Here is a 19,525-nt window from a genome sequence, read left to right as displayed (position 1 = left end):
ACATGCCATACAGCCTGACATGGTATACAACGCATGCCGGTCTGACACAGCGATGTGTTGGAATGCACCATAACTTGGAAACTCGCGCTGAATTCAGCCACAAATGCGCGAGAGTTAGGATGAATTCAGTCACAAATGCTCAATGGAGAGTTGAACATAACCGGGCCCTTTTGCCCGTTAATTGACCTTTAACCGAATAGATTAGCAGACCGGCGAGGCTTCTTGCTCACCGGGGAGCGGGATGATCGGACGAATGTTGGCTAGGTGGCGAAATCGAAAGAGTTCTTTTAGTGATTCTAACTACTGGGCTTCGTAAGCGTGCAGGTGACGATGCTTGCAGTAATTTCATATGGAGATGATTTTGTCGACTCATGCCATGGGTTTGGCTTGTCATGGACTTAGAGAAAATTAGTTTGGTTAGATCATGGCTAAATCAATGAGAGAGAAGTTCGTATTGCGCTGTTTGTGGGGTTCTAAGCATGCGTGTAGGCCGGTGAAACAGGTGGGGGCACTTGGCGCCAAAACACTGTTAGTTTGTACTGCATTGATCACCTTCGGAGCGGGGATCACCGAGGCGAAAACGCCGAACGTGATCATGATCATGAGTGACGATCAGGGGTGGGGAGATGTCGGGTTTAATGGCAACAAGGATGTCAAAACGCCCAATCTGGATGACATGGCAGCCTCAGGGGCGAAGTTCGATCGATTCTATGCTGCCTCACCACTTTGCTCTCCCACTCGTGGCAGTTGTTTGACTGGGCGATATCCTTTTCGTTTCGGTATTTTGGCTGCCCACACGGGAGGCATGCGGGTCGGGGAGGTCACGATCGCCGAAGCTCTCAAGAAGAAGGGGTATGCGACGGGGTTTTTTGGCAAGTGGCATATCGGGTGGGTGAAGCCCGAAGAGGTCAGTTCGCGTGGTTATTACTCGCCGCCATCGCACCACGGCTATGACGAATATTTTGCGACAACAAGTGCCGTTCCTACCTGGGACCCTGGTGTTACCCCGGAAGGTTGGACGAAATGGGGAGCGACCGAAGGTGAAGCGTGGAAAGGTGGTTTTCCCTATGTTCAAAATGGTAAGGAAGTGAAGGAAAACATTTCTGGCGACGATAGCAGGGTCATCATGGATCGCGTCATTCCATTTATTGAAGCAAATCAAGACGAAGCTTTTTTTGCCACGATCTGGTTCCATACACCGCATGAACCGGTGGTTGCAGGGGTGGCGTATAAGAAGATGTATAGCCAACACGGGAAGACCAAGCAGAATTATTACGGCTGTATCACCGCGATGGACGATCAGATTGGTCGCTTAAGAAAGCGCTTGAGGGAGTTGGGTTTGGAAAAAGACACCATCATCTTTTTCTGTAGCGACAATGGTCCGGCTGACACTATGACCAAGAAGGGCGTCGCATCCGCGGGTCCGTTCAAGGGGCACAAACATCAGATGTATGAGGGGGGCGTTTTGGTTCCCGCTTGTGTCGAATGGCCGGGAAAAATTCGCCCTAACAGCCAAACGTCGGTGCGTTGTGCAACGATCGATTTTTTTCCGACGATCGCCGAACTCGCAGGGTTCTCTTTTCCTTCCAAGGATAAGCGTCCGATTGATGGCATCGATCTGATGCCGGTGATCGAGGGGAAAGTGAAACAGCGCGAGAAGGATTTATTTTTCGGCTACCGTAGGTTGGTCAAGGGGATCGATGGGAAAAGCATCATTCACGGCGACTTCAAGCTGATGAAAGAGGCCAAAGCCAACGGCCGCGTCAGGCTGTATGACCTCAGCAAAGATCCTTACGAAAAGAATGACCTGGCGAAGAAAATGCCGGAAAAAGTCAAGGAGTTGGGAAAACGTTTGATTGAGATCGAGAAAAGCTGCCAGCTTAGTCGAGACGGAGCTGACTACAAATATTAACGCCCCAATTAGAGTGAAGCCTGGCCCCCATCACGTTACAGGCTTTGATTGAGTTGCTCGTGCCCAAGGAACTTTAGGCGAGGGACTTCCGTATCGCGTTCCCAACGCGCCTTTGACGCCATCAATAAGATCCGCTTGATTTCTAGCGAAGCCATTCTGCTTAAGTGGGGGATGAGTTTCTCGGGGATGTTGGCTCCGAAAAGGCAATGGCGACGAAAATGCGGAGATCCGTATCAGGAGCTATGGCAGTGGTCCTCGTCCGAAAATCCACGCCAGGGGGAAGCACCTCGCAGGCTTGTTTTTGGAAGATTCTTCGTATTGGGAAGTGAGTAGTCTCGAGATCACCAACACGGACGGCAGGGATAAGGATCAAGAGACGTTATTCGGTATCTAGGTTTTAGTGCATGGGGAGGAAAAAGTATACCGTCACGTCTATATCGGTGATTGTTACATCCACGATGTGAATGGAAAAGTCGCCGGAAAGCTCCGTGGCGGCATTCATGTGCACATCAAAAAGCTGAAAAAAAAAGTCGATTCGATGATCTCCGGATTACTAAGAACCGCATTGTCAATGTTGGTGGCGTGGGCATTGGCAATACCTCGTCGAGTTCTGTGGTGAAGTTCTTGAAGGGCGAAACCAAGACGGAGTATTTGTGGACCAATGTCTACGTGGCGGGGAACTACCTTGATCAAACGGGTCGGAATAGCATCATTGCTCGCTGCAGTAAGGATGCCATTTACGAAGACAATACGCTGGCCAACAGCAACCGATGCGACACCGGACACAGTATTTTTGTTTCAGCATCGACGTGATCAAAATTCAATACAACGAAGCCTAGGGCAATGTGGGCAAGGGCGGCAAAGACCGCGGCGGTTTCGGTGCCGATTACAACTGCGTGAACACCTTCATTCAGTATCATTACAGTCACGATAACATGTGGTTTTGCGGGATCATGAAAAAGCCCAACCGTAACGTCGTCATCCGCTACAACATCAGCCAGAACGGGAAAGAAGGACTCTACTTCTGCGGGTTCGATTCGTGCAAAGAGGCGGAAAATATTCACATTTACAATACCCCCCACTACACGCGGAAGGGATTGAAAGTCAGTGTGTTTCCCGAGGGGCGCACTCCGATCAATACATTGTTTGAAAACAATATTTCCAACTTCGAGGACGAAGCAAGCTGGGGGAAAGGCGGGCGCAAGGGGATCAATACGCGTTACAACAACAACCTTTACTACGGCATCGAGCCCCATCCGCCGGACAAAAACCCGATGGCGGAGAACCCGCGCTTTCGAAATCCTGGCAGGGCGGGCTCGGATATTGACCTGACGACCTTGAAAGAGCTTCGCGGTTACCGTGTCAGCTCGCGATCGCCCGTGCTGGGTGCCGGTGCGGTGATTGCCAACGATGGAGGAATGGATGTTTTCAGAACCAAATTAAGCGGAAAAAAGCCGATCGTAGGGGCGGTTGCTTACTAATCAGGTCGATTAACCGACTCACGGTCAGCGCTCTGTGGGTTCTGAGGCATGGATCGTGAGAGCTAGGGCAAATTAGACGAAAAAATCAGACAACTTTTCCAAGAATCGGCGTTTAATCTAGTAGGGAATAAGGTTAGATTTGCGCCACCCGAACATCAGGGTTCCCGCATTTGAGATAATTTTTACCACCAACTATGAAAACGACGACACAACGTATCCAATCCAACTCTCCACAACGCCTCCTTCCTTCAGGATTTACCCTGCTGGAAATGGTGATCGTGCTGGGCATCATCGCCATGATCATGGGCGGCGCTATTTTCACCATGAAACGTATTTCCGACAGTGGTGCGGTGACTGTGGTGGGGGGCGATTTTTCCTCCATCGAAAATGCCCTGCAATCGTATAAGACCAACGCCGGTCATTATCCTTCCGAGCAGCAAGGGCTGAATGCCTTGGTGGAAAAACCAACCAATGCACCACGTCCGAGACGTTGGATCCAGATCATGGACGAGGTTCCCAGTGACCCATGGAACAACGAGTATATCTACAAGTTCCCAGGCAGCAAAGATCGTTCACGTCCTGAGCTGATCAGCGTGGGCAAAGACGGTCTCGAGGGAACTGAAGACGACCTGTCCAACCAGGAATGATCCGGTTCCGTGGACATTCGAGGGGGAGTCACGCAGGTGGCTTCACCCTTTTGGAAATGGTGTTTGTGCTTGGCATGATTGCCGTGCTGGTGACGTGGCTGACCTTAAGTGTCACCACGGTCGAGACCGAAGAACAGCTTCGGCGCTCGGCCAGCGATATCGAGATCATGGCCAAAAGAGCGCGCAACATTGCGGTCCGGCAACAGCGACCTTACCAGCTGACAATCAGCGAGGAAAGTGTCTCATTCAAGCCGCTCCACAGCCAGAGCGACGAGGTCTATTTTGAAGATAGCATCGATGACGAGAGTCCACGCGAAGAATTTGAAGATGTGGTCGCCAGCGAAGAAACCGATGAAAACGTCAAGCTTGAGATCAAGCGATGGATGTCTGACGAATGGGTGGAAATTCAGGGAGATCGCACCGTGGTGCTGACTCTTGATCCGGTCGGTTTGGTCGAGCCGATCAGCGTTCGTTGCACGGTCGGAAAAAGTTGGCTGATGCAGGAGTTGAACCCACTCACCGCAGGAGTGCGCGATGAGGAAATGAGCATTGAAAAAGAATGAAGGTGCGTGGTTCAGTCTCGTTGCCCCCTTTGGGGAGATCCGCATGTCGCAGTGGCTATGTGCTACTCGAGATTGTGATCGCGATGGGATTGTTCGCGGCGGTTTCCGTTTCGCTGGTCAAGGCTCTCAGCATGACAAGCCGAACGGCCAGCAGCATTCAGGATGAAATGCGGATTCAACGGGTGCTGAAGAGTGCCATGATCGACGCGCTGAGTAATCCCACTTTGGAAGAGGGGGAAACCACAGTGGACCTCATGGACATCACCGGTGACGGCGCTGAGCAGTTGCCCTTTTTACGCGGTGACATCGAAACGGTGATCGAGCTGATGGAGATGGAAAACGAGGACGGTCAGCTCCTCCAAGATATGTATCGCATCCGGGTGACCTTTTACTGGTTTGCCGACGGGGAGTGGCAGCAGCAAACCGCCGAGACCTGGCGGTATGCAAATTTGTATATGCAATGATGATTGTTAGACGACAGAATGCGACGAGCAAGCGCTTGCAGCGTGGTGGTTTCACTTTGCTGGAAATCGTGATTGCGCTCGGGCTGATGGGGATGCTTGTGGGCATGATTTTCCGCGTGGCCCAGTCGTCGATGAAGCTCAGTCAATCGGTGGTGGAGACACAGAATGAGATGATGGAGCAAAATGCCTTTTTCAATTTGTTGAAGAACCACTTCGAACAAATTCCAGGCAATGCGGTGATCAATTTGGAAAGCTACGAGGCGAGGGACCGGACCTTGTTCACCCTGACCTTTCAAAATGTGCCGATGTCATTCAACTGGGGCGACGTGCCGATGACCGCTGAGGCGATCGAGCTGTCGACCGTTGAGCAGCGCGATGGTTTCATCGATGTCGTGCTTCGTTTTTACGATGTCAAAATCCTCGAGGACAGCACGTCCACAGGCGATGACGACGCCGAACCCTTTGCTGAAATCACCTTGATTGAAGACATGTGGATGTGTGATTGCGAGGTGGTCGACGGCAGCACGATGGAGGCCGATACTTTCTGGGACAACAGTGGTCAGCAGCCACTGCAAGTGAAGTTTTACTGTCGATTCACACCCACATCCGACATCGTGCAGCAAACATTCTGGGTGGTTCCGAAGGAAAATCCTGAAGTGATCATGCGCCAAATTATCCAGCAGAACCCTGCCGGTCCTGACCTTTCCAACGGCATCGATGTGGGTGGCGGCGACACTGGTGGCGGCGGCGGAGGCGGCCGTGGCGAAGGTGGCGGACGAGGTGAGGGAGGCGGCCGCGGTGAAGGCGGCGGCCGTGGTGACCGCGGAAATTAAGCAGCCTGATTCCAAACTCAAATTTTTATCATGGATATCCACACCCCACAGAATCACACACGTCCCACTCGTTGCTCGAGCGGGAGCGCCTTGGTGGCGGTGTTCTGGATCATGGCGGTATTAGCCTTGGCTGTTTTTGCCGCCGTGCGTGTGGTGTATTACGATTCAGATGTGGCGGCATCTCAGCTGAATGGCTTCGAGGCGCTGCAGGTGGCCGAGCGGGGGATTGCGGTGGCAGTCAACCCAGCGGTGGAAAAAGGGGATCCCATCCTCGACTGGTATGATGAAGAACAGGATATATCCTTTTCGGCCCGGATTACCTCTGAGGCTGCTCGTTTTAATATCAATGTGCTGTTGATGCGACAGGACAAGCAGCTGCTGACGGACATCTTCACTGATTGGGGAATGGACTTACAGGATGCGCAGGCATTGATTGATAACTTGACCGACTGGATTGACGAGGGGGACCTGGCCGAGCTGAATGGCGCCGAAGTCGACTGGTATGAAGACCAGGGCCGCCCCAATCACCCTTTTAACCGCCCCTTTTACAATCTCGATGAAATGCGTCTGGTGAAGGGAATGGACCAGCTGGAGTCATTGCAGCCGAACTGGCGGAACTGGTTCACCATTTGGAGCAATGGCAAACTTGATCTGAATGAAGCCCCGGCGGAGTTGATTTCCTCGGCGGTGGAAGTTTCCATTGATGATGCGGAGGATTTTGTCGATCACATCCTCGGTCCCGATCTCGAGCGCGACACCGAGGACGATCAGAAATTTCAAACTCTCGATGAGGCCCTGGTCATGCTCGGTGTATCCGAGTTCCAGCAACAAACGGTGAACCCGAGAGTTACCGTGAGCGATACCACGACACGCATCGTGAGCGACGGTCGTGCAGGCACCGTTAAGCGGCGAATCACCCTGATTATCCGCAGTCGGACTGCCCAGCCAGCCATCTTGGAGAGAAAAGAAGAAATATTACCGTAGATAAATAAAACTTTAGCCCGGAAGCGTTGTTTAACGGACGCGGGGCTTGCGAAGCAAAGACCAACCAACGACATTACTTTCCCTTGAGCAAAAAAACTGATAACACACTTCTGATACCCGGGCCTGATGGCTGGGAAATCTGGCAAGGCACGCGCGAGCAAGGTTTCCGGCAGACGCTGGCGGATGGACCGGCGGAAGCGGCGGAGCTGGAAAACATCCCCAAAGGTCGATTGATCATGGCATTCCCTGTGCGCCAGGCCTTGGCCGTGCCCTTCAAGGTGCAGACCGAGGACGAGGCCATGTTCGAGGACCTCGCTGCTATGCATTTGGAAAAAATCGGCGTGCGCCCGGATGTCGAGGCTGGCCGACTCACCGATGTCTTTAACGCAGGCCAGGAAGAGGGGCAAACGACCCTGCTCAATGTGGTGCTAGCCGCACCGGAGGAGGGGACCATGCCACCAAGCGCACCCGGCTTGTTCGATCTCTCACCCCGATTTTTCCCACTGCCTGCCAATGGGGTCACCCTGTGGCGCGAGTTGGGCCGATGGGTCTTTGCCATTTCTTCAAATGGGCACCTCACCTATTTTCAGTCGCTGGCCGGTAGTCAACTCGGTAATGATGCGGTCCGCGATATCCGTTTGGCTCTTTCACAATTAAGCTTGCAGGGTGTCACACTGCATACCGATCACGCTACCGTGTGGACCACCGGCAGTCCGGCCGACCCATCGGATCAAGCGGTTCGCGATCTGGGTAAGGCGCTGGGCGCGGAAATCTCTTCCGAGCCGAAACCACAACCGCTTCTGCCGGAAAAAATCAGCCAGCTAGTGCCCGCCGATGTGCGTGCTGAACAGCGACTGCAGGCAGAACGGCAAAAACGCAACCTAATCATCGGCGCCGTGGCGCTGGTCTACCTCGGCTTGGTTGGCTACTTCGCACTGCAATACATTGATCTCAATAAGCAGCTGAAAGCACAGCAAAAAGAACTCGCCCAAATCAACCTGATGCATGGCGATATCGGTCTGTTCTACCAAGATTGGGAAGATCTTTCCGCGATGGTGGACGATCGGCACTGGCCACTCAATGCGCTCATGCGTAGCTCTGAACTCATTCCACCGAATCAAATCAAGGACCTTCGCTTCAAGGTCTTCGAAGCCACTCCCGAGCGTGTTTATATCAGCGGGGAATCAACAGAAATCAAACAAGCCAGTGCCTTTGGCGAAAAACTGAAACGCAGTCTGGGCGAATACGACTGGAAAGCACCAAACATCGGTGCCGATGCCAAAACCAACCGCTGGAAGTTCACCTTCGAGGGGATTTTAGAAGGAAGTGAGATGGAACAATGAATGATCGCGAGAAAAAACTAATTTTCATCCTCTTCGGTGCGGCCTTCCTCATCGTCAACGTTTTCCTATTCACCTCCTTCACCACAGCGAGGCAGAAGAAGCAAATGGAGCTGATGAAGGGCGAAAAAGAACTGGCACTGAAAAACAAGCAACTTGACGAAGCTGGTGAACGCCAGAACGAGATCGACTGGCTTCTTGATCATGCTCCGCAGCCAGGCACCCATGCCTCTGTGCGTGCTGATCTGGTTACTTATGTGCAGCAGACCGCTCAACGCAACAATCTGACACTGAAAAAGCCACCCGTTCCGGTGCGCGAGGAACTTGAACCGACCGGTGCTTATCGCATCGCCCAAGTCCGCGTATTGGTGAACGCCCGCGATGCCGAGCTGTTGCGCTGGCTGACCGAACTGCAGAACCCGGACAAAAGCCGATCCGTCACGATGTTGCGTATTTCTCCCCAACGGGACGATGCCACAAGAGTCGATTGTGAGTTGGAGGTGACCCAGTGGTTTGCTCCCGCTACGGACGATGGGCTAGGTAATGATGTCACTCAGAATTAAAGCCTGTATTACACAAATTTTCCTGCCAGCCCCGTTATTATTTCGATAGACTCCCGTCGTTAATTGCCATTATCTAACTTTTTTCTCTATGCGTTTTCCCCCCATCCATATCTCCCGGGCGCTGATCGCCATCGTCCTTGTCACGGTGACTTCGGTGTCTGCGGATCCACCGAAAAAGCCGAGTTTGATGCGCTACTCCAAGTTGTGGACGAACTCTCCTTTTACCATCAAACCTACCATTGAGGCCACCAAAACTGAGTCGCCCCTGGAGCGCGATTGGATGCTGGGCAGCATTCGGCCTGGCAGCAACGGCTATTCCGTCACCTTGATCAATAAAAAGGATCGCAAAAATCGCGTGCGCCTCATCCCCGGTTTCAAAAATGCCGATTGGAAGATTGAGAAGGTGGAACAGGACGTAGCCAATAACGAGAACTCACGGGTGCAGATCCGCAAAGGTAGCCAGACAGCATGGATCACCTATGACCAAAACCTGATCAAAGTGCGTCCTGCCACAGTGGCAAAAACTTCTAAATCCAAGACGAGCACTGCGGGTAAATCTGGCACCGCGCAGCCACCTGTTTCCGGCCGCTCCAGTTCAAATAGCAGCTCCAATAACAAACCCCGCGTTCGCTCCGTGCCTCGTAATCGAGGTCGCTAAATCGCACGCCATCCTACACTCATCCTTTCTACACCACCGGTCACACCGTCCCAATCATTCCTATCATTATGAAATTTCTCTTATCAGCTGTCATGACTCTATCGACGAGTGCTTTGGTCCTGGCCCAAGCACCCGCACAACCAGATGCCCCAGCAGCACCAAGAAGAGGAGGCGCTCCTGCCCCTACGGCCACACCTGCGGCCACACCACCGATTCCAGCCCGTCGATCTGCTCCGGGTGCCGCCGCTCCCGCTGCTAACAAGAACGTGCAAGCCCTCGGGTTCAACAAAAAGGTCAACCCCAATGATCTTGCCGTCGCTGCCGGTGGCGTGATTGATGGTAGCAACTGGGATGATCAGGACGTGGCCGATGAATATACCAAATACACCGGTAAGCGCGTGCTGCTCAGCTCCGCCACCCAGAATCTGGAAATCCGCTTCTACCAGCGTGGACCGCTGACCAATAAGGAGGCAGCCGAGTTGTTAGACAAGGTGTTGAACATGGAAGGATTCGCCTTTGTGCCCAGTGGCGTCAACGAGGTGAAGCTCTTGCCTAAAGCGCAAGGCACCGGCCCGAACGCACCTGAGGACACCGAAATCATGATCGATGATCCTGCGGAAATCCCTCAAGGTGATGCCTACGTTTCGTATTTCATGAAGCTCAATTTCATCAAGCCGGAGGAGGCTGTGAGAACATTCACCCAGAGCATTCACGGTCTGGGGCCAGGCGCTAAAATCGCCCCCGTGCCGAATGCATCCGCGGTGATCGTCACCGGTAAGTCATCGTTCATCCGCAAGTTGATCAATCAGAAGCAATACATTGATGTGGCCGCCGGTAACGTTAGCACCACTTGGGTGAACATGGAGTATGCCGACGCCGAAGAGGTCGCCGCATCGCTCAATGAGATCATGAACTCCCAGCAGCAGCGGAAAACCACTGCGGGTGTGACTACCGGAAACCGGGGCAATGCCCAGACTCCGCCGACGCCAAGCCGCAATACCAACAACGCTGCTGCCGCAAACACCGGTGCCGCATCGTCTGGTGCCACCGCCGCCGGTGAAGACATCCCCGTGCAGATCGTGGCAAATGCCCGACTCAATAAGATTTTCATCATGGGCCGTCCGGTCGATATCGTGTTCGTTGAAAGCTTGGCTCGTGCCTTCGATGCTCCACCTAACCGGAACAACTTCATCAAACGCCGTCTGCGCTTCATGCTGGCTCGTGACTTCCTCGACGTTGCCGAAAATGCGCTCGCCTCGGTGGGTGGTGCGATCGGTGGTGGCTCTGCCCAACAAGGTGGTGCAGGCGGTGGTCAGCAAGCCAACAACCGTCAGACGCAAACGGGTAACACCGGCGGCCAGACTGGCTCCGGCACCAGCACGGATTCCGTGGAAGAGTTCGACGTCAGCGACGTGCCAGAATCACGTGTTGTCGGCAAGACTCTCTTAGTGGCTGATAACTTGGCCAACAGCATTCTGGTGCAAGGTCCGCCGGAAAGTATCCGCATCGTTTCAGAATTGATCGATAAACTCGATGGTCGTCCACAACAGGTGATGATCTCCACCGTCTTTGGCCAAGTTAGCCTCGGCACAGGCAAGGATGTGGGTGTTAGCTTTGGCGGTGTGGCCAATGGCGACGGCACCGGCGACGGCATTGCCGGGAACTCGGACAGTGGTATTGGCGACCTCTTTGGTCTCGATTCACTGACCTCGATCTCCGGGCTGAATACCGCCAGCGCCAACGGCCTGAACATTTACGGCAGTGTGAAGAACCTCACCGGCGTGATCAGAGCCCTGGAAACCCGCTCGGACTTCAAGGTGCTGTCTCGACCAACCGTTTACACCTCCAATAACCGCAGAGCGATTATTTCCTCGGGTCGCCGCATCGCCGTGCCGACCAATACCTTCACCAGTGGTGCCACCACCGGCACTACCCAGAGCACTAACATCGAATATCGCGACGTGCTGTTGCGCTTCGAAGTGGTGCCACTGATCAACTCCGATGACGAGGTGACCCTACGTATTTCTCTACTCAACGAAGATACCCAAGGGGTGCAAGTAATTGATGAAAATGAGATCCCAACCATCGTGACCGAATCGATCGCGACCACCGTGACGGTGAGAAACAATTCCACGGTCGTGCTCGGAGGTTTGGTGACCGAGACGGAAACCAACACCCGCACCGGCGTGCCAATCCTCAGTAGCATCCCTGGACTCGGACGTCTGTTCCGCCGCGATAATGACGAAATTGAACGTCGCGAGTTGCTGATCTTCATTCAGCCGAAAATAATCAATGGCGAGGCTTCGCAGCAGGACGCCCAGCACGATATGGAACAGCGTTACAGCAACTCTTCTTCGACCCGTAAGTTTGCCGATGGCGTGCTGCCGCAGAAACCAAGCACTGCTGAAGCGGTGAAGGATTCAAGCGCTAAGAGCAGCGTGCCGAGTGCTAGCACTCGTCCTGGTATTCGCTATCCTACTCGTCGTTAGAACACAGGAATGCGGAGCCTCAGTTCCGCGAACCTCCCAGCTATGCAGCGCACAGCAGTAATCAATGTCGTCGGCCTGACTCAGGGTCTCATTGGGGAACACACACCGGCCATCTCTGCCTTTGCTGGTACGATGCCGGTTCGTTCTTTCACTCCGGCTTTTCCTGCGGTCACTTGCACCGCACAGTCGGACTACCTCACAGGAAAAACTGCCAGTGGCCACGGCATCGTGGCCAACGGTTGGTATGATCGGGAGGCTGCGGAGGTCAAATTCTGGAAACAGAGCAATCACATCGTCCATGGCGAGAAAATCTGGGATTGCTTGCGCCGCGAGCTTCCGGGCTTCACCTGCGCCAAGATGTTCTGGTGGTATAACATGTATTCATCCGCCGATTGGTCGGTGACGCCGCGCCCGATGTATCCGGCCGACGGACGCAAGGTCTTCGATGTCCACACTCAGCCGATGGAGATGCGTGAGGCGCTGAAAAGTGACCTTGGTGACTTTCCATTCCCGGCATTCTGGGGGCCCGCCGCTGGCATCAAGTCGTCACAGTGGATCGCCGAGTCGACGAAATGGATCGAGACCAAACAGCAACCGACGTTGAACCTCGTCTATCTGCCACATCTCGATTACTGTCTGCAACAATACGGCCCCGGCGCACCCGAGGTGATCCCTGAGCTGCAAGCCATCGATGCCGTGGTCGGTGATCTGATCGATTTCTATCAACAACGCGACATCGAAGTCGTGCTGCTCTCTGAGTATGGGATCTCCAAGGTCGATCGCGCCATCCACCTCAACCGCGAGTTCCGCAAGCGCGGATGGATTCAGGTGAAGAACGAGCTGGGGCTGGAAACGCTCGATTGCGGGGGCTGCCGGGCCTTTGCCGTGGCGGATCACCAAGTGGCTCACATTTACGTCAACGACCCTTCGATCCGCGAGGAAGTGCGCACTTTGGTGGAGCAGACCGAGGGCGTCGAGGAGGTTCGGGTGGCATCCGAGTCGTGGGCCGATGGCGTGGCCACCGAGAGAGCGGGGGACTTCATCGCTGTCTCTGAAGCCAATGCCTGGTTCACATACTACTACTGGGAAGATGATGCCGTGGCCCCGGATTTTGCCCGTTGTATCGATATCCACCGCAAGCCGGGTTATGATCCGGTGGAGCTGTTCATCGATCCCAAGATCCCGCTGCCCAAGGTCAAGATTGCTGGCTTTTTGCTGAAGAAAAAGTTGGGTCTACGAGCGCTACTGGATGTTATCCCTCTGGACGCCAGTCTGGTCAAAGGCTCACACGGTCGAGACCGGGTGCCGGAATCCGAGCAGCCGATTTTTATCGGAAAAGGAGCTGAATCGGTCACTTCATCAGAGGCGGTCTTCGAGGCCATTTGCCAGATTGTAAAAAAAGAACGGCCCTGATCACGTTCATCTCGGCGATGTGAATCGGCCCAAGTTCACGCGATGTAGAAGTGTTTTTACCGTGCTGAAGCCTGTGACCCGCTGACACCTAAGTGCTTAGCTTTGGTCAGGTTGATCACGGTCATTAGCCGCCGGCTATGACTGGTTCAGTAGCGGTCCAGCAATGGCTCTATCCAGCTGTAGAAAAGAGCTTGCGGTGAGAGAATCAGAGAATAGGGTTGCTATTTGGCTTTGATTTTTTCATGCTCTCCACATGCATCCAGACGTAGCGAAGCTTGTCGAGGCGGGACGAATCCCGCAAGCCGTCGGGGAACGATTATCAGAAATCGCCCCTGGAAAATTTTGCTCCCATAAAACATGGGGCGCAGGAAAAGTTGAAAGTTGGGACCTGTCATCAGGCAAGGTCGTCATCGATTTTGAAAAGCAGTCGTCTCAGGAAATGGCACTGCAATTTGCCATCCAGAAGACCGAACCCCTCGAAGAGGATCACTTCAGCGCCCGCAAGCTCGATAATATCGGGGAGTTGCGCGCCATGGTGGATAATGACCCTGTCGAGCTGGTGAAACGCACCCTTGAAAGTCACGACGGCAGCATGATGCTGGATCAACTCGACCGCGAACTTTGCGGTAGCGTGGTTCCTGAAGAAGGCTACAAAAAGTGGTGGGAAAAAGCCAAGAAGGCACTCCGCGAAAGCCACATCTTCTCCGTCCCCAGCAAACGCACCGATCCTCTGGTTCTGCGCGGCGACTCGCTCAGCCCAGCCGACACTCTCTTGGTCGAGTTCACCGAAACGCGTGACCCCAAGGTGAAGATCAAAGCACTCGAGAACATCCGCAAGAACCTCGCCGTCTTCGAAGAAGGCGGCACAGAGCTCACCGGACTGATCGACTCTCTGAACAAGTTTTGCCAATCCGGCCGCAAGCTGCACCTCAGCACCGTGTTGGAGTTCCTCGTTGCCCGTGACGAAATCGTCCAGCACTTCGATTCTCTGGAGTTGGCCGACAGCGATCTCCGCTTGGCCAATGTATTGACTACCGAGCACGACCGTCTGGTGGGAAGTTTGAAAGGACGTTCCGCTGCCACTCAACGCAAGATTTTCGAAAGCTTCCCTGAAGCCTTCGGTGACGTCTGGCAGGAAGAAATGCTCAAGGTGTTCGATGAAGTGGGCTCCCGTGGGGTGACCGAAATCGCCCGCTACATGTTGGAAAATGGTCAGGACGAGATCTTCAGTGATCACCTGGCGAAATCCATCGCTAACCGTAGCCTCGGACCTGACGCTTTGATCTGGATCTGCCGCGAGCGTGAAAAGTCCGCTGCCCAGGTGTTCACTTTCGAAACTGGAAACTCAATTCTCAACCTGCTCGACCGCGACCACGTCGCCGATGGTCCAAGTAAGAGTGTGCGTCTGCGCACCATGCTGATGAGCGATAAAACACTGATCGCCGATATTCTGGCTGATGCTGATGAAGCGGAAGCCCGCCAGTTCGGTCGGAAGCTCTATCAGAGCCCCGTGTTTACCGACCTCGACCGCAAGTCGCTCATGGCTCGCGTGATCAAAGCCCGCCCAGAGACCCAAGATCTTGTCACCGGTGAGTTTGAGAAGAAAATTGAAGGCGTAACTTCCTCACGCGAGAGCATCGAGCGCCGCAAGAAGGAACTCGATGAAATCGTCAAAGTCCGTATCCCTGAAAACACCAAGGAGATCTCCGTTGCCCGTTCATACGGTGACCTTCGTGAGAACTTCGAATACAAGGCTGCGAAGGACATGCAGGCGGTGCTCATGCGCCGTAAGGCCCAGATGGAAAAAGAGCTGCGCCACGTGCAAGCCACCGACTTCAAAAATGTCGATACCTCGGAAGTCAACATTGGCACCATCGTCAACATGGAAGACGACGCCGGCAATCCGGTTAAATACACCATCCTCGGCGCTTGGGACTCCATCGCGGAAGAGAACATCGTTTCCTACCTGTCCGATGTCGGCATGACGCTGATCGGGGCGAAACCTGGCGACGTTCTGGACGTGCGCGATCTCGAGACCGAGAAAAACCGCAAGCTGACAGTGGTCAGCATTGAAGCCTACAACAAAGGGTAACACCTTAACCGGGAAACCCACTCGGACAGCGCAGCTCGGCATATCTTAGTGTGCCGACTGCCGTCCAAGCCATCATCAAAACTCATCAACTAACAATCCATATGTCAGATACTAGTATTAAAAGCATCATCGGCCGCGAGATCATTGATTCCCGCGGTAATCCCACCGTTGAAGTAGACGTCACCCTCGAGGGTGGTGCCTTCGGCCGCGCAGCCGTGCCATCCGGCGCCTCCACTGGCGAGCACGAAGCCTGCGAACTTCGCGACGAAGATCCAAAGCGCTACCTTGGAAAAGGTGTGCTCAAAGCTGTTGCCAACGTCAACGAGCAGATCGCTCCGGCTCTCATCGGCCAGGATGCCACTCAACAGACAGTCATCGATCGCACCATGATCGATCTCGATGGCACCCCTAACAAGCGCAACCTCGGAGCTAATGCCATCCTCGGCGTTTCCCTCGCATGTGCCCGCGCTTCCGCAGCTGCAGCTGGTCTGCCACTTTACAAATACCTCGGCGGCCCTAACTCCAAGGTGCTTCCTGTGCCGATGATGAACATCATCAATGGTGGCTCTCACTCCGATGCTCCAATCGCATTCCAGGAGTTCATGATCCGTCCTGTTGGCGCACCAAGCTTCAAAGAAGCCATCCGCATGGGTGCCGAGGTCTTCCACAATCTGAAGAAAGTCCTTCACGATCGTGGTCTCAGCACGGCAGTTGGTGACGAAGGTGGATTTGCTCCTACTTTCGAAGGCACCGAAGATGCCCTCGACACCATCGGCTTGGCCGTTGAGAAAGCGGGTTACAAAGTGGGTGAGGACATCACCTACGCGCTCGACTGTGCTTCCTCCGAGTTCTTCGAAGACGGTGTTTACAACTACGCCAAGTTCGAAGGCGAAGGTGGTGCCAAGCGCAACTCCGAAGAGCAAGCTGCCTACCTCGCCGAACTCTGCGAGAAATACCCGATCGACTCCATTGAAGATGGCTGTGATGAAAACGATTGGGATGGCTGGAAAGTCCTCACCGACAAGGTGGGCGACACCGTTCAGCTCGTCGGCGACGATCTCTTTGTCACCAACGTGGATTTCCTGCAAAAAGGAATCGATCTCGGTGTGGCCAACTCTATCCTGATCAAGGTGAACCAAATCGGCACCCTGACCGAAACTCTCGACGCGATCGAGCTGGGTAAAGTGAACGGCTACAACTCCGTGATCTCCCACCGTTCCGGCGAGACCGAGGACAGCACCATCGCCCACATCGCTGTGGCAACTAATGCTGGCCAGATCAAGACCGGTTCCATGAGCCGCTCCGATCGTATTGCCAAATACAACCAGCTGCTTCGCATCGAGGAAGTCCTCGGTGAGCAAGCTGTCTACGGTGGCTAAGCCGTTACGGCCTACATCATTTACCAGCCTCCGCCCACACCTGGGCGGAGGCTTTTTTTATGTGACGGACTGTCGAGAGGTGCGTTTTCGATACTCAGCTTGCAGCCTTTTCAGGATCCAACTCAACAGGAGGGAAACGCAGAAGGTGAAGAGGCAAAACAGAGCCAGAAAAGCCAGGTGGATGAGCGGGTGGTCGTAATGATTGGTGATCTTGACCAAGGGCTGCCGCAGATAACCATTGGTTAGAAATAGCATGAGTGACAACTGACCGGTGAGGGCGAGGGCTCGACCAAGCCACGACCCTTCGTCGATGCTCGTGAGCAAATTTCTGAAAATCACGAGGGTCAAAATGGTGACGGCGATAAATGTGAGCGGCCAAAGCCATGCGACAAAGTTCCCTAACACAACCACGGCAAGACAACTGAGGCTAAGCCACGCCGGTATGATTTTGGGCGGTTGATAGGCAAACATCATGCCTAAGGCCAACACATCAAGGTGCCCCAGAACCGTGTGATTAATGTTGATTCCCAGATGGTGTTCCATGCTTTTGGCCAGGGTGTATTCAAGCACTAGACTCAAGGTGATCAAGCAGATGGGAGCTTTGCGTGGAGCTTTCCGCACGAGTCGGATTAGCGGCGGTGTGATCAGATAGCTTTGAAGAATGAGGGAAATAAACCACCAAGGGCCGATGGGGAGGTAGACATTGTCTGCGACAAAGGTAGAGAGCCCCGTGGTCTGACCCAGTAAATGCAGGCCGTGAGTTTGAAACACGGTGGCAGGACCTAACTGGATCGATTCGTAAATGAGGTATCCAGCCGCAGCGATCAGAATGGATGGATACAGCGCCAGAAGCCGTTGTTTGCAGAAACCGAAATACCGAGGAATGTGGTCACTGTATTTTCTGCACAGTCCATAGCTACTGAGAAAAACGAATATCTGCACACCGTAGTGAAAGAAGAAACTCGCGATCAAGCGAACGGCATCCTCTGGCGAGTTGGATAGACCACTTAGAAAATCTTCGCCCCTTGAGGCGTGGAAGTTGAATTCATTTTCCCCCGGGTTGCCATCCAGCCAATGGAGGAAATTGTGCGCTAAGATGGCCAGTATGCCAAAAGCTCTGAGCAAGCTGCTTTCGGCAACTGAAATAGGGGACCAGCGGAGTGAGAACATTGAGAGTGATCAGGCTTTGCTTTTTTTCACGATATCCCACGGACCTGGATGAACATGTTGGCACTCGGCTGAGAACAAGGTCGTCATTCTGCCAGCTGCTGGAGAGTTTGGGTGGTGTCTGAAAGCTAAGTTGTTAGGGTGGCTGGGTGCTGCGGATTTCCGGCGCATTCATGGTGAAAACTTTGAAAGCGACAGATGCTTTTTATTCTACGGCGATGCGGTGGGATGTCGATGGGATTAGTCATCGGCTAGCTGACACCTACCCCAATTTTTGTTGGCTGAGCTGGATTTTCGACGGTGGCTGAGCGGAAACATGGTCTTGATCTGCTGATGTATTTTGAACACAGTGAGCCAGTTCCTTTCCCTATGTCGGCAACGCTTCGCTACAACCAACTGGCTCCGATTTATGACTGGGGCATTGCGCAGGATTATTTCTATCGCGAAGCACGGCATCTGGCGATTGACGGATTGCATCTGACCCCCGGCACGCGTGTCATGGTCTTATTCTGTGGCACGGGACTCGACTTTGCCCCGATCAAAGAACGCATCGGCGAGACGGGCGTGATCTATGCCGTGGATGGCTCGGCCGGAATGTTGAAGCGTGCACGCAAGAGAGGTGGGGAATTGGCCTTCTCCGACGATCAAATCCAATTTGTGCAGGCGAATTTCTCCAACCCCATGGATGTTCAAAAACTGTGCAGCCTGATCCACTCAATTCGACCAGACGGGCTGTTGATTTCCATGGGATTGAACTGCATGTCTCAGTGGCAGGGTTTTCTCGTGAAATTATTCCAAGCGCTCAAGCCAGGCACCAGAGTTTCCATGTTCGATCTTTACGCCGAGCAGCTCAACTTTAGAGCATGGCTGTTGAATTGTGTAGGAGCAGGAGACTGCCGCCGCAAAACATGGCAGGCTTTTGCTAAGGGCAGTGACGATGTCTCCCTGAAGATGTTGCCTGCCGACTCTCTGTTAGGTGTTTCGCTGTTTTCCACTAGCGGAACTATACCTGCTGACGTTTCAAAATAGCGGCTTTGAGGGGGTCGGAGGCGGTGAGATGGGCGATGCCGATCGCTAAGGCATCGGCCGCATCGTGTGGTGGCGTTTCTGCCAGGCCTAACAGGGCGCGGATCATGAAGGCGACCTGTTGTTTATCGGCCGAACCGTTACCGGTGACGACTTGTTTGACCTTGCGCGGTGCGTATTCGTAAATCTTCAGACCGGTCTCGGCTGCGGCAATCAAGGTAGCGGCGCGCGCGGCGCCCATGGTGATGGCCGTTTTGTGAGACTGGACGTAGATGATGCCTTCCACGGCAGTCTCATCCGGTTGCCACTTTGTGATCAGATTGGCAATGCCGCCGTGAATCGCAGCGAGGGCGGCAGATTGCGGAACTTTAGCGGGGATTTGAATCACGCCGAAGTCCAGCACCTGCTGCTTCTGGTGATCGCCCTCTAACACTGCATAGCCGGTGTTCCGGATAGCAGGGTCGATGGCGATGACTCTCATTTCCTCAGTGAGTGGAACCTAGCGGAGGTGTAA

General features: G+C 53.8%; 18 protein-coding genes. 16 read left to right on the top strand and 2 right to left on the bottom strand.

All coding sequences use genetic code 11. The annotated features are described in order from the left end of the window. Positions 1–424: 424 nt before the first annotated feature. The 15 genes from JO972_RS13000 to eno all read left to right on the top strand — a co-directional run bounded on the left by JO972_RS13000 (position 425) and on the right by eno (position 16,818). Positions 425–1,912 carry a sulfatase-like hydrolase/transferase gene (locus tag JO972_RS13000; protein ID WP_309490498.1) on the top strand — a complete coding sequence of 496 codons (1,488 nt, stop codon included), beginning with the start codon at positions 425–427 and terminating at the stop codon, positions 1,910–1,912. Between the two features lie 582 nt (positions 1,913–2,494). Then, positions 2,495–2,725: a hypothetical protein gene (locus JO972_RS12995; RefSeq protein WP_309490497.1), complete on the top strand. Its 231-nt coding sequence runs from the start codon at positions 2,495–2,497 to the stop codon at positions 2,723–2,725. Positions 2,726–2,865: 140 nt separating this feature from the next. After that, the gene (locus JO972_RS12990; protein WP_309490496.1) at positions 2,866–3,393 is read left to right on the top strand and encodes a hypothetical protein; all 528 of its coding nucleotides are present in this window, start codon (positions 2,866–2,868) and stop codon (positions 3,391–3,393) included. Between the two features lie 194 nt (positions 3,394–3,587). Continuing rightward, entirely contained in the window at positions 3,588–4,040 is a 453-nt protein-coding gene (gene gspG, locus JO972_RS12985) for a type II secretion system major pseudopilin GspG (protein WP_309490495.1), read from the top strand. Between the two features lie 56 nt (positions 4,041–4,096). Then, positions 4,097–4,603 carry a hypothetical protein gene (locus JO972_RS12980; protein WP_309490494.1) on the top strand — a complete coding sequence of 169 codons (507 nt, stop codon included), beginning with the start codon at positions 4,097–4,099 and terminating at the stop codon, positions 4,601–4,603. Positions 4,604–4,734: 131 nt separating this feature from the next. After that, positions 4,735–5,067, top strand: a complete 333-nt coding sequence (locus JO972_RS12975) for an SH3 domain-containing protein (protein WP_309490493.1) — start codon at positions 4,735–4,737, stop codon at positions 5,065–5,067. Next, entirely contained in the window at positions 5,064–5,900 is an 837-nt protein-coding gene (locus tag JO972_RS12970; protein ID WP_309490492.1) for a PulJ/GspJ family protein, read from the top strand. The genes JO972_RS12975 and JO972_RS12970 overlap by 4 nt, the downstream gene beginning before the upstream one ends. A gap of 30 nt (positions 5,901–5,930) precedes the next feature. Further along, complete coding sequence (locus JO972_RS12965) at positions 5,931–6,884, top strand: type II secretion system minor pseudopilin (protein ID WP_309490491.1); 954 nt, start codon at positions 5,931–5,933, stop codon at positions 6,882–6,884. An 83-nt stretch (positions 6,885–6,967) separates the two neighbouring features. After that, on the top strand, positions 6,968–8,227 hold the full coding sequence (locus tag JO972_RS12960) for a hypothetical protein (RefSeq protein ID WP_309490490.1): 1,260 nt from the start codon (positions 6,968–6,970) through the stop codon (positions 8,225–8,227). Next, on the top strand, positions 8,224–8,787 hold the full coding sequence (locus JO972_RS12955) for a hypothetical protein (protein ID WP_309490489.1): 564 nt from the start codon (positions 8,224–8,226) through the stop codon (positions 8,785–8,787). Before JO972_RS12960 ends, JO972_RS12955 begins: the two co-directional genes overlap by 4 nt. Positions 8,788–8,875: 88 nt before the next feature. Beyond that, positions 8,876–9,445, top strand: a complete 570-nt coding sequence (locus JO972_RS12950; RefSeq protein WP_309490488.1) for a hypothetical protein — start codon at positions 8,876–8,878, stop codon at positions 9,443–9,445. 68 nt (positions 9,446–9,513) lie between these two features. Further along, complete coding sequence (locus JO972_RS12945) at positions 9,514–11,934, top strand: secretin N-terminal domain-containing protein (RefSeq protein WP_309490487.1); 2,421 nt, start codon at positions 9,514–9,516, stop codon at positions 11,932–11,934. A gap of 42 nt (positions 11,935–11,976) precedes the next feature. Then, the gene (locus tag JO972_RS12940) at positions 11,977–13,347 is read left to right on the top strand and encodes an alkaline phosphatase family protein (RefSeq protein WP_425498316.1); all 1,371 of its coding nucleotides are present in this window, start codon (positions 11,977–11,979) and stop codon (positions 13,345–13,347) included. A 253-nt stretch (positions 13,348–13,600) separates the two neighbouring features. Next, the gene (locus JO972_RS12935; RefSeq protein ID WP_309490485.1) at positions 13,601–15,439 is read left to right on the top strand and encodes a GreA/GreB family elongation factor; all 1,839 of its coding nucleotides are present in this window, start codon (positions 13,601–13,603) and stop codon (positions 15,437–15,439) included. Between the two features lie 101 nt (positions 15,440–15,540). Next, on the top strand, positions 15,541–16,818 hold the full coding sequence (gene eno / locus JO972_RS12930) for a phosphopyruvate hydratase (RefSeq protein ID WP_309490484.1): 1,278 nt from the start codon (positions 15,541–15,543) through the stop codon (positions 16,816–16,818). A gap of 57 nt (positions 16,819–16,875) precedes the next feature. Here eno and JO972_RS12925 read toward each other — a convergent pair whose 3' ends face one another. Then, entirely contained in the window at positions 16,876–17,943 is a 1,068-nt protein-coding gene (locus JO972_RS12925) for an acyltransferase family protein (protein ID WP_309490483.1), read from the bottom strand. Positions 17,944–18,285: 342 nt separating this feature from the next. On the opposite strand from JO972_RS12925, the gene JO972_RS12920 reads away from it, so the two are divergent. Beyond that, positions 18,286–19,014: a class I SAM-dependent methyltransferase gene (locus JO972_RS12920; protein ID WP_309490482.1), complete on the top strand. Its 729-nt coding sequence runs from the start codon at positions 18,286–18,288 to the stop codon at positions 19,012–19,014. On the opposite strand, the gene ruvC is transcribed toward JO972_RS12920, so the two are convergent. Further along, positions 18,989–19,492 (bottom strand): crossover junction endodeoxyribonuclease RuvC, encoded by a 504-nt coding sequence (ruvC, locus tag JO972_RS12915; RefSeq protein ID WP_309490481.1) that lies wholly within the window; start codon positions 19,490–19,492, stop codon positions 18,989–18,991. The two genes, JO972_RS12920 and ruvC, sit on opposite strands and share 26 nt — an antisense overlap. Between the last annotated feature and the right edge of the window lie 33 nt (positions 19,493–19,525).

The organism is Oceaniferula flava (assembly GCF_016811075.1).
Lineage (GTDB): Bacteria > Verrucomicrobiota > Verrucomicrobiia > Verrucomicrobiales > Akkermansiaceae > Oceaniferula > Oceaniferula flava.
This window is presented reverse-complemented; position numbering and strand designations above follow the sequence as displayed.